Annotated in this window: 8 protein-coding genes and 1 pseudogene; 7 read left to right on the forward strand and 2 right to left on the reverse strand. The window is 38.4% G+C overall.

Annotated features, from left to right (window positions below):
- Window positions 1–81 precede the first annotated feature (81 nt).
- Complete coding sequence (locus HWV03_RS11100; protein WP_211679845.1) at window positions 82–1,908, forward strand: hypothetical protein; 1,827 nt, start codon at window positions 82–84, stop codon at window positions 1,906–1,908.
- A 65-nt stretch (window positions 1,909–1,973) separates the two neighbouring features.
- Here HWV03_RS11100 and HWV03_RS11105 read toward each other — a convergent pair whose 3' ends face one another.
- On the reverse strand, window positions 1,974–2,705 hold the full coding sequence (locus HWV03_RS11105) for a PEP-CTERM sorting domain-containing protein (RefSeq protein ID WP_211679848.1): 732 nt from the start codon (window positions 2,703–2,705) through the stop codon (window positions 1,974–1,976).
- 473 nt (window positions 2,706–3,178) lie between these two features.
- On the opposite strand from HWV03_RS11105, the gene HWV03_RS11110 reads away from it, so the two are divergent.
- The 3 genes and pseudogenes from HWV03_RS11110 (at window position 3,179) to HWV03_RS11120 (ending at window position 5,932) form a co-directional block, all read left to right on the forward strand.
- Window positions 3,179–4,165: a TRAP transporter substrate-binding protein gene (locus HWV03_RS11110; protein WP_211679851.1), complete on the forward strand. Its 987-nt coding sequence runs from the start codon at window positions 3,179–3,181 to the stop codon at window positions 4,163–4,165.
- 12 nt (window positions 4,166–4,177) lie between these two features.
- Window positions 4,178–4,675 carry a TRAP transporter small permease subunit gene (locus HWV03_RS11115; protein WP_211679854.1) on the forward strand — a complete coding sequence of 166 codons (498 nt, stop codon included), beginning with the start codon at window positions 4,178–4,180 and terminating at the stop codon, window positions 4,673–4,675.
- Window positions 4,675–5,932, forward strand: a pseudogene (locus tag HWV03_RS11120) (TRAP transporter large permease). Before HWV03_RS11115 ends, HWV03_RS11120 begins: the two are co-directional and overlap by 1 nt.
- On the opposite strand, the gene HWV03_RS11125 reads toward HWV03_RS11120, so the two are convergent.
- Window positions 5,907–6,845 (reverse strand): bile acid:sodium symporter family protein, encoded by a 939-nt coding sequence (locus tag HWV03_RS11125; protein ID WP_211679857.1) that lies wholly within the window; start codon window positions 6,843–6,845, stop codon window positions 5,907–5,909. The pseudogene HWV03_RS11120 and the gene HWV03_RS11125 overlap by 26 nt on opposite strands.
- Window positions 6,846–7,133: 288 nt before the next feature.
- On the opposite strand from HWV03_RS11125, the gene HWV03_RS11130 reads away from it, so the two are divergent.
- From HWV03_RS11130 to HWV03_RS11140, 3 genes are all read left to right on the forward strand, one after another.
- Window positions 7,134–7,556: a hypothetical protein gene (locus HWV03_RS11130; RefSeq protein ID WP_211679860.1), complete on the forward strand. Its 423-nt coding sequence runs from the start codon at window positions 7,134–7,136 to the stop codon at window positions 7,554–7,556.
- 399 nt (window positions 7,557–7,955) lie between these two features.
- Window positions 7,956–9,617, forward strand: coding sequence for a chitinase (locus tag HWV03_RS11135; protein ID WP_211679864.1), 1,662 nt, complete (start codon window positions 7,956–7,958; stop codon window positions 9,615–9,617).
- Between the two features lie 396 nt (window positions 9,618–10,013).
- Entirely contained in the window at window positions 10,014–11,363 is a 1,350-nt protein-coding gene (locus tag HWV03_RS11140) for an ISNCY family transposase (RefSeq protein WP_211680175.1), read from the forward strand.
- Window positions 11,364–11,681: the final 318 nt, after the last annotated feature.

The following is an 11,681-nucleotide window of genomic DNA, read 5'->3' on the forward strand; positions in this document are numbered from 1 at the left end:
AGGTCTACTCATGTGAGTAGGCCTTAATGGGACTGTAAACCTCAACTAAGATAAATATCATATTAAAATAAGGAAATTTTTATGAGTGCGAATGATACCAATTTATCCGATTATAAATTTGATGTAATGGTTGCAACAACACAAAAAAGTATTAATGCAAATTTAAAACGATACATGAGAACGATAAAAGCCGAACCAAAATATATTTGTTTTGTGTTTTCACTGGAAGAAGGTCATCCGGTTATAAAACCATTAGATGATATTATAGCAGAATCAGGCATAAATCCTTTTGAGCTTCCTGAAGGTATTGAATTTGGAGACAGCAGAGTACAGGCCTTACTTGGGGTTAAATTTGTCGGTGGACTTCAGATGATACCTGGATTGCCAGACATGGAGGCGGGTGATATACCTGACATCATTGAAATTTTTGTTGATAATTCGGCGACAGTGAGCTGCAATTTATTATTTTCTGAGTTCAAAGTCGTTGAAATTGTCACTGGTGCATACATAGAAGATTCTTTTAATATTAATTATCAAGAAAAGAATCAAGCATGGCGACTACTTACAACCGTAAATCTAGAAACAATGAATCTTGATCCAGCGTTAAACACAATATACTTTAATAATCGTCCAGCGCAGAAAAATGCAATTCTTGAGAAGATAAATCAATTAGAAGCGGGCACCTTTAGTTTAGAACAATTATACCTTGATTTGACGAACGCTAAATATCAAAAGATAGAAGGCATTGAAGGGGTCAGTGAAATGATGGAGATCTATATTGAGAAATATGCTCAGCCCCATTATGATAAAATTCTCAAAGATAATGGAGAGCCTGTTATTTCTCTTAGTGCCGCAGATAATCGTCATAACTCGAGTTTAAAATTAACTGGCGTACAAAGAACGGGTCTAAAATATGTTGATGAGAGTACACATTTACCTGTTGTACACCCAACACCGGCTCAAAAAGCACTCTCTACATTCAATTATATGTGTGTAACTGGTGATCATCAGTTACCTGCACCAGCTACGCTTGACTGGAATTGGATTAATGAAGAAGAGGCTGTACAGGATAATGGTGTGATTGCTGTGAGTCGCGATACCATTACTACGTTTTACAAAGGGCTAATTCTTCCTTTAGCATCATCAAGTATGATTGCACCTTCGGTTGATGTAAAGTGCGGCTTTTTTGCTATTGGGGATGTAACTTTTAAATGGAAGTTAGCTAGCAATCAGAAACCAACAGAAATACTCACTCCAAAGACAGGTGAAGATCTGCTTATTGTTAAGTATAGAGGAAAAGATTCGGATGAAATGAAAGTCCATATTAGTATGTTCCCATATACTGTTAATTATGGTCAGTTAACAATTAATTCTGATTATGAATGTCGCTTGTCTGTCAATGGGAATACAGTGACAGTAACACAAAATATTACAATGTATGTTTCAGTTCAACATATGGATGCGGTAGGAAAGGGCAAAGTCATTAATAAAACGATCACAGAAAAGCATGAGCTTTATGTTGATCATTCTGGCCAGATTAAAGTAAAGCATAAATCGACAACGAAAAATGAACCTGATGATATTAATTTTGATGAAGCTTGGTATACGTTCGGTAATGTATCTGATTTAGTCCACGATATCGAAAGAGAAGCTGAGAAATTGGTCGATACACACCTTAAACAAATACCAACTAAGACATTTGAAAGTTTTGTATTTCCAGGTGCCGATGTATTCACTTATAAAGATGTGAAATTCTCTAATCATCAAGATCTAGTATCAAAAATTAATTATCAAACGACGTCTGCAGTGCAAGATTTTGAAAGCGAAGGCATGACATCAGAAGAAAATAGTCAAGTTAGTTGTAGTTGTGGACGAACTAATAGCAATATTGCAGCATTGGTTGAATAATTAAGCTCATAATCATCAAATAAAGCCGCGACAAACGCGGCTTTATTATACGTTAAATTAGATGTTTACTCATCTCTCTTCCTTTGTAGTCTACACAAATTCTTAGATGCTAGTAATATTATTCCTAATGTTAAAATGGCGATTGAAGATGGTTCAGGTACTGACGGGCTCACTTCTTCCTCGAATCCTGCATAGCGAACCTGTGATTGAGAAAAGTTATAAAAACCAAATTTGCCTGTATTAAAGCTCCCTGACACATCAAAGATATTCGTACCATCAATACCGATTTTAATTCCAGTCATTGTAAAGTCTAAAGTGAAATCGTAAACAGTATTATCTGCCCATCCGTTACTTGGATCATAGTCAGATGCTAGGACAGTTATATCTGAACCTGTATGATCCCAATAATTTACATTTGGACCGCTAGTTTTTGACAGCGTAAAACCAGATGGAGCATATCCCCACGATGAAGAGTTTTGAGTATCTTGTTTCCAATCAAAAAGTAAAAAATCATTACTATTATTATACCCGAAAGCAAAACCTATATAGTCGTCGTCACTTGTCGTTTCAACTCCAAAAGAGCCCTCAAATATACTATCTATATAGTTAGAGTCACTAAGAAAGAAAGTTGGATCTCCGTTTGTGGTTTGTAAAACGCTTGTCCCTGTACCATCTACTGTCCAAGTTCCTCCAGAGGTAGGTGTCCAGGTGTTTAAGTCAAGCAATCCCGCATTAACAAAGCTGCTCATTGATAAAAATAAGACAGCTAAACTGGTTTTCAACATTCTTATATGCATATGCATTCCTTATTAATATCTTTTCGCTATTTTGGTAAGAGTACTTTGTTGCTTATAGCAATAGCACTTTGATAGAGCAGCAATAAACACACCAAAAATTAAATGATAGTAATAACAAATGGTTGAAGCATAACTTAATATTTTATGAACCTTTTTGTAAAAAAAGCCGACAGTACAAAATCAGCATTATAAATTCTGTTATAAACACTCTATTTTTAACACAATTATTAGGAACGTTAATGTTTAAGAAAATCATATTATGTCTCCCCGTTATCTTTTCAGGGTTTACTTATGCAAACTGTAGCGTGTCCAATAGTTTGGAAAATATGACGTTGATTCCCAATACAGTAAAAGGAATGCTGGTGCTATACCGAAAGTAAGCTATACAACATACTGTATATCTTACAAACACTTACATACGGACACGTAAAACACTGCCAACATATTTAACACTTAAATAACATGGTGTGCATATGAGAACCCGTAAATTAATAGCATTGTTACTCTCAACAATGGTCATAACATTCCCTGCCGCTGCAGTCACAGAACTAAAAATTAGCCTTCAGCTTCCTATCACTCACCCCCTTGGTCAGAACCTGATACATTTTAAAGACAAGGTTGAAAAAGAAAGTCAGGGGGATTTTAAAGTTAAAATCTATCCTTCAGCCCAATTATATAAAGATAAAGATGTACCAGCAGCAGTTAGTTCTGGCGCTATTAATATGGGGGTTGCTTCTCTAACCCGATTCGCAGGCACGATCCCTGCCGTTGATTTATTCTTTGTCCCTTTTATGTTTCCAACGTATGACTCAGTCGTAAAAGCAACAGCCCCTAATAGCAAAATTAGACAAAAGCTAGATGCTGAAATGACGAAAACAGGCGCTAGACCACTTTGGTGGCAAGCTTACGGTAGCACGGTCATCCTATCCAAAGACAAAGCCATTAAACAGCCACAAGATATGACAGGAAAAAAAGTTCGCGTATTTGGTAAAATTGTTGGTGAATTAGTTACAGCCGTCAATGGTTCTCCAACCATGATCTCAGGTAGTGAACAGTTTATGGCTTATCAACGAGGTACTGTCGACGCAGGAATGACAGGCTTAACAGCCATTGCTTCCCGAAAACTTTATGACGTTATGGATTATGTCACTCTGACCAATCATGCCGACATTGAATTTGTTGTACTCATTAATGATGAATTCTGGCTCAGTCTTACACCTAAACAGCAACAAATATTAACGGTTGCTGCACATCAGGTAGAAAAAGAGCTACGTGGGAATATTGCGGAAAAAGAACATGCAGCTTTAGATAAGATCAAGAAAACGTCTATGCAAGTGATTACGCTAAATGATGCAGAGATTAAGCAGTGGAAAGCGGCGTCATCTCCAGTCGTGGAGACATATATTGAATCTGCTGGCGAACTCGGTAATGAGCTTGTCAAACTAGCTAACGCATTATAAGGATATAAAGGGATGAAATATATAGATGCGATATCATCCCTATTAGGGCAAATAATGGGTTGGTTATTTGTTGTTATCGCAGGGATGATTACCTATGAAGTCATCGCTAGGTATCTTTTTAATAGTCCCACAATTTGGGCCGCAGAATTATCAATGTGTTGTATGATATGGGCTATCTACCTTGGTGCTGCGTATACAATACAACAAAGAGGGATGATCCGTATTGATATTCTAGGGCCATGGTTAGGGCCTAATTTCATCCTTTTTTCCGATATATTATCCCTTATTATTATCGCTATTTTTAGTACCATAGCCTGCTATTACGGCATCCAAGTCGTCACAGATTCCATCAGACTTAGCAGGGCTGCTTCCAGTATGCTTGCCTTGCCTATGTGGATAACAGAAATAGCGATACCAATAGGCTTTGCTACATTGGTACTGCAATGCATATCAGAAATAATACGAACACTTAAGTATGCATTATCCACACAGCAAGGTGATAATCGATAATGACCGTTATTACTCTCACTATCTTAGTCATACTACTTGCAATAGGAATACCCGTTGCTTTCGTATTTGCTACGGTAGGACTCGGTTTGTTTATCTATGATGACATATCATTAATGAACATACCCATAACCCTTTACAGTACAGCTGATAACTTTATCTTACTTTCTATCCCTCTGTTCTTATTAATGTCTAACATTTTGATCCGAGGTGAGCTTGGTGCCGATCTATACCGTGCAGTGCAAAGTTGGATAGGGCATTGGCCTGGAGGACTCGCCATGGCGACGATCCTATCCTGTGGTATTTTTTCTGCAATCTCAGGGTCTTCCGTTGCAACATCTGCAACCATCGGCAATATTGCCTTTCAGGAAATGATCACACGTGGTTATGAACGTCGTTTTGTACTTGGATTACTTGCTGCAGGTGGAACGCTCGGTATACTGATCCCGCCTTCAATCCCTCTCATTATTTACGGTATTATTACAGAATCATCCATATTAGATCTATTTCTTGCCGGTATTGGACCTGGTATTTTACTGATCACTCTGTTTATGTTGTATTGTTTTTGTTGGGCTAAATTCAATCATCAATATGCACCATCTTTAAAAGCAAGCTGGCATGAAAGAATGATCTGCAGTGTCAAAGCATTACCAACATTACTGCTCATATTCATTATTATTGGTGGTATTTACACAGGTGTGTGTACCCCGACAGAATCAGCCGCCGTCGGTGTGACAACATCTCTGCTGATCGTATTATTAAAGCGGACACTTAGTTGGGATGCGATGAAATACGCTGTCATGGATACACTGAAAACAACTGTTTCTGTATTTTTTATTATTGCAGGCGCAAAAATATTTAGTAAAGCGATAACCTTCTATGACATTCCACAAAGTATCTCATTAACATTAACCGAATCATTCAGTACTCCTCCAGCACTTATCTTGTCAATTTGTTTTAGCCTGCTTATTATCGGCTTATTTCTAGAGTCTATATCCATGTTGCTACTGATGATGCCTGTATTACTGCCCACTATTCAGCTAATGGGGATCGATATTATTCGTGATGATGATTGAATGCGCTCTGGTTACTCCACCTGTCGGCTTAAACCTATTTACGATACAAGCAGTAACAGGCAGCCCAATAATCGATATAACTAAAGGTGTAACTCCTTTTTTCATACTCATTTTATTGGCGGTTTTGATTATCTACCTGTTACCAGAGATCGCGTTATTTATCCCTTATCATTACACGGGGTAGGAGGTGTCTCCTCACGCTGCGACCAGTATCCAGCCAATAATGCACCGGATAAATTATGCCACACAGAAAATATAGCCGCAGGTAAAGCTGCCAGCGGAGTAAAGAATTTCATCGCCAGCGCGGTCGCTAACCCCGAATTTTGTAATCCGACCTCTAATGAAATGGTTCGACAAATCGTTTTATTGAATCCCATTAAACGGCAACAGATATACCCAAGCAATAATCCAATGCCGTTATGCAAAACAACAGCAAGTGCAATCAAGGGGCCAAGCTGTGCAAATTGTTTTGCATTAAGTGCGACAATAATCATAATTGCGGTGACAATCGATAGCATAGAGATAAGAGGTAATACAGGAGTAATACGAGTAATTTTACTTCCTATCAATTGATTTATTAGCAAACCGATACTCACAGGTAATAATACAATTTTAACTAGGCTCCATATCATCACAGCCATTGGAATATCTACTTTTTGGCCAATCAATAACTCTGCCAATAAGGGGGTTAATACGACGCCAAGCAGTGTTGACGTTGCCGTCATGGTGATAGATAAAGCAACATCGCCTTTCGCCAAATAGCACACTACATTCGACGCAGTCCCACCTGCCACAGTTCCAACTAATACCATACCTATCATCAGAGATTCATCCAAACCCATAAATATGCTAATCATTAACGCGACCAAAGGCATAATAGTAAATTGTAGTAATACTCCGGCACCAACCGCATATTTATACGTAAGCACATTGGTAAAATCACGAAAACTGAGTGTTAACCCCATGGATAACATAATGATAATCAATAATGGAACAATATAACCTTTGAAAGGAATCAAAAGTTCGGGTTGAACATAGGCGAAAATAGCCCCCAAAAGTGCCCATAGCGGGAAAAGAGCTGTAATTCTATTTAACATGTATTATCCTTTTTAAATTAGTGCGCATTCATTTGCAGCAGAAGTATGTTTAATTAATTATCCAGTTATTGGTTCCGTTTTAAACGTCGATTGATTATAACCCTTTTAAAACATTAGCTATTTTGTAACTAAGCATTATAGTCAAAAGGGGTAGTGTGTAAACACATCATCTTTACCCTTATCTATTTTTCCCAAACCTTGAACTCTCACAATAAATCGCGCTAGACTGAGTACCCATTGTTGGGTACTATTAACGCTCTATTTTTAACACAACAATTAGGAACGTTAATGTTTAAGAAAATTATATTATGTCTACCTGTCATGTTTTCAGGGTTTACTTATGCAAGTTGTAGCGTGCCCAATAGTTTGGAAAATATGACGTTGATCAATCATGTTGAATCCCAATACAGTGCAACGAATCCGAATGCAGGAGCTATATCGAAAGTTACCTATACGACAGATCGTTATCTTAACGAATTTCTTAATAAAGAAATTGGTCCTTTCACTGGATCTTATACTTATAAAGTACTCGACGATGAAAATGGTGTCGGTATCTATTTGGGTGACGAAACAAAACCACTGAACAAACCCTCACATACAGTTATCTTCAAATGCTTAACGGATAAATATGGTATGGCGATCTTTACTCAAATATCCGGCGCTAATGAGCCTGTAGGCAGACAAAATACTCTTACCTATACGATAATGTGAGAATGATAGGTGTCTGCAATGACATCGCCAACTTAGGTACAAGCTAAGTTGGCTCATCTTAAATAGCGCATGTTATGTAAGGCAGAAAAATAGATAGCCAACACGATTAATCAAGCATGAGAGCGTTAAGTTAATAAAGAGAAAAGGGCAGTCACATCAAGTTACCACCTCTAACAGATCGGACCTTTTTGTGATAACCCATCACGTGCAAGGTATTGATAATACAATTATTGACATGATATTTAGTTGTGATAATTATGCATCATCCAGAAAATATTGAGTTGATTATTTCGCTTAATTCAAATAATTAGATATTTTCCGGAATGGATTTTTGGTTTTTTCAATGAACCAAAAAATGATGGATATATGCCTAGGATTGGCATTATTTAAGGATAAATCATGTTTAAACGTACATTTCTAACTACTTTGATAGGCTATGCTGTTGTACTCAACAGTTATGCAATGACCCCACAAGAAGACCCACTAAATCCAACCGGATTTATCGTTTCTCAATCAGAAGTTAAAGCTGCAGAAGATGCTAAAACATTAGACCCAATGTATGATATTTGGGCTCAAGCATTACGGACACAACCTAACGCTGTAGTTGACGCTATTGAATCTGGGTCAGCTTCAAATCCAGACAATGTTAAACGCTTAGAACGTGTTTTCCCACAAGATGAATGGATCTTCTTAACGCAGATGGCCGCTCCTGAATATACCTATACACGTTTATTACGTGCTGTTGGTAAGTTTCCTGCATTCTGTGGTGAATACACAGATGGCCGTAACTCAGATGAAATTTGTAAAAAATCAATTATTACTGCATTTGCTCATTTTTCACAAGAAACGGGTGGGCATATTGCTAAAGACAATATCTCAGACAACCCGCAAGCCTTAGAAGAGTGGCTGCAAGCGCTTGTACACGTTCGTGAGATGGGGTGGTCTGAAGGTCAAGAAGGGTACACGACAGGTTGTGGTCAGAACGATTGGCAAAATGCCCGTTGGCCATGTTCTGCAGGACAAGGTTATTTTGGTCGTGGTGCTAAACAACTTTCTTACCACTTTAACTATGGCATGTTCTCTGAAGTCATGTACGACGGTGATGCGACTGTATTGTTAAATAATCCAAGTATAGTTGCTGATTCTTGGTTAAATTTGGCGTCTGCTATTTGGTTCTTTTTAACTCCACAAGCACCAAAACCAGCAATGTTGCATGTTATTGACCGAACATGGTCTCCGTCACAGCGTGAAGCAGATGCCGGAATTACTTATGGTTTTGGTACCACAATCAACGTTATCAATGGCGGGATTGAGTGTGGAGAGCAAAACAAAACTAAAGGACAGCCAGTTAATCGAATTCGTTACTGGGAAGGGTTATCAGCACACTACCAAATCCTTCTTGAGTCTGATGAAAAAAATACATGTTTTCAACAAACACCCTACGGCAGTATTAATCTGAATGGCGCAACTGATGTGCTTTACACAAACTGGGATGGTAACTGGAAATATTACGCGGATCGTCCAGGTGGCGCTTCCTTTGAGTGTGAATTAGTTGGCTTTCAAACTGCTTATTCAGCTCTGGTCCCAGGTGATTATGGAAAATGTGTCACAAACTTCTTTGGCTCTCATGCAGGTTGGCCTGAAGTTCGTATAGTACCTGGCAGTGAAATGCCAACTATACCGACTGAACCGACAGATCCCGGTGCAGGTGGTGTAGCGGCTTGGGATGCCAGTAAAGTTTATGCTTCGGCTGGTGAGCAAGTTAGTTATAAAGAGTCTATCTATGAAAGTAAGTGGTGGACACAAGGTGATTTACCTGGCGCAGGTGGGCCATGGTTATTCATTAAGGCTTTAACAGTCACTCCAGTAACTGCAGTAACTGCAACGTCAGTTGATTCTTCTCCAACTAATTTCATTATTTGGGAAGACGGTGTGTCTCAAGTAGCCAACGGTGACAAGGTCACAAATAGTGGTAAGTGTTTTATTGCTAAAAATGCTCCTGGCGTTTGGGATACTCCGGCGGTTTCTAACAACCTTTGGGACGAAATATCCTGCCAATAAGTTAGTCTTTTGTTAGTCTAAATCTAAAATCCTCGTTAGTTAACGGGGATTTTATGTTTTGGTGTTTTAATATGTGTGAAGATATTTGATTACATCATATTTTGGATAAAATATGATGTAATCATTTAGATGCATATCATATACTTTATGGTAAATAACCCAGGTGTTAAATTGACAACATCTCAAATCATCTCTGTCTATCGAATAATACAACCGGTCATCAAATAGGGCCTGATTTCAGATGACCATAAACCCTATTTAACATAATATACATTATGCGCAGTGTTGTTGTAAGTCCCAGTTAGAGATGTCAGGTTTGTCACCGTTAGAAATGTCATGTTGAACTATCTTCAGAGCATCAATTCGACGCTCTGGACCTACATGATGTTACTCACTATGACTGATATTGAAATATACAGAATTAACACCATCAAAAATGTCATTGATAAACGTATCTCTGGCGTCGATGCTGCCGCGCTTCTAAACCTAAGTCCACGACAAGTATATCGACTGACGAAGCAATATTTAAAACATGGAACTGAAGGTTTGATTTCACATAAACGTGGCCAGCCTAGTAACCATCACCATTCCTATAAATTCAAACAACACGTTCTTGACCTCGTGCAGATTCATTACCAAAATTTTGGTCCAACTCTCGCACACGAAAAACTTACCGAGCTACATGCTATTTCTGTGGGCGTTGAAACACTGCGTCAATGGATGATTTCCGACGGTCTGTGGCGACCACACGCCAAACGTAAACCTAAGGTATATCAGCCTCGCTATCGTCGTGATTGCTTCGGTGAACTCATACAAATTGATGGCTCTCATCATGACTGGTTTGAAGGCCGCAGCGATAAATGTTGCCTGATCGTTTATATCGATGATGCTACCAGTCAGATCATGAGTTTAAGATTTACGAATGCAGAAACAACGCTCGATTACATGGCGATAACGCGTGAATATATAAAGCAATATGGCAAGCCAACCGCGTTTTATTCAGACAAACATTCCGTATTTAAAGTTAATAACCGGGATGCTAAAACGGCTAAAATAACGCAATTTGGACGGGCTCTGAAAGACCTGAATATAGAGTTGTTCTGTGCTAATAGCTCTCAAGCGAAAGGCCGCGTTGAACGTGCTAACAAAACATTACAGGACAGATTGATTAAAGAAATGCGCCTGGATGGAATCAATAATATCGAAGACGCCAATATATGGTTACCAAAATTTATAGCGGACTTTAATCGCCGATTTGCAAAACCCCCGCTCTACACCAAAAATATGCACCGACCAGTTACAGAGCAACCCTATGAATTAGATAACATTTTCTCTTGGCATGAGCTCCGTAAATTATCGAATTCATTAACTTTACAATACGACAAGGTGCTTTATATGATTGAATCATCTGATGAAAATAATCGATTAACGCGTGAAACGGTTAAGGTGCTAGATTATCCCGATGGCACAATTGCAATTCACTATGGGAATCGAACGTTAAAATATCAAATATTTGATAAGCTACAAAAGGTAAATCAAGGTCAGGTGGTTGATAATAAACGGCTTGGCGCAGTGCTAAAACTCGCTCAAACTGAACAACGGATATTAGAGCTAGAAGATAAACGTTCACGCAGTAAAAAAGCCCCCAAACGTTCTGCTCAAAAGCGGGCAATAGAGCAACTACGGGCTATAAATCCTGTGTTAGTTAACCCAGATGAATTCAAGCCAAGTTCATCAACTCAGTGACTGATAAATTGATTTGTCGCCGTTTGTTACATATCTTTATTAAATACCAAAAGCGACATTTCTATCGGTGAGAGCACATGACATTTTAAACGGGGTTTAACAGTTGTTGTAAGTCCCAGTTAGAGATGTCAGGTTTGTCACCGTTAGAAATGTCATGTTCATTAGCCATTATTCTGTTCAAACCATTCTATTTACTACAAAATTACCGTGCGCTACGTGAAATCTGAAATCTTTTACCACTATAGTTACAGCAGATTTCACACAGCGCGCATGTTATTTCCGGGTTTGATTATTAAAATTACCTAGCTGACTTTAAAT

Origin of the sequence: Moritella sp. 36 (assembly GCF_018219415.1) — a bacterium.
Classification (GTDB): domain Bacteria; phylum Pseudomonadota; class Gammaproteobacteria; order Enterobacterales; family Moritellaceae; genus Moritella.

Excerpts from the sequence above, each read along its gene's own strand:
- HWV03_RS11115 (WP_211679854.1), top strand. The coding sequence starts at position 4,178 with ATGAAATATATAGATGCGATATCATCCCTATTAGGGCAAATAATGGGT.
- HWV03_RS11100 (WP_211679845.1), top strand. The coding sequence starts at position 82 with ATGAGTGCGAATGATACCAATTTATCCGATTATAAATTTGATGTAATG.
- HWV03_RS11140 (WP_211680175.1), top strand. The coding sequence starts at position 10,014 with ATGACTGATATTGAAATATACAGAATTAACACCATCAAAAATGTCATT.
- HWV03_RS11110 (WP_211679851.1), top strand. The coding sequence starts at position 3,179 with ATGAGAACCCGTAAATTAATAGCATTGTTACTCTCAACAATGGTCATA.
- HWV03_RS11105 (WP_211679848.1), bottom strand. The coding sequence starts at position 2,705 with ATGCATATAAGAATGTTGAAAACCAGTTTAGCTGTCTTATTTTTATCA.
- HWV03_RS11135 (WP_211679864.1), top strand. The coding sequence starts at position 7,956 with ATGTTTAAACGTACATTTCTAACTACTTTGATAGGCTATGCTGTTGTA.
- HWV03_RS11130 (WP_211679860.1), top strand. The coding sequence starts at position 7,134 with ATGTTTAAGAAAATTATATTATGTCTACCTGTCATGTTTTCAGGGTTT.
- HWV03_RS11125 (WP_211679857.1), bottom strand. The coding sequence starts at position 6,845 with ATGTTAAATAGAATTACAGCTCTTTTCCCGCTATGGGCACTTTTGGGG.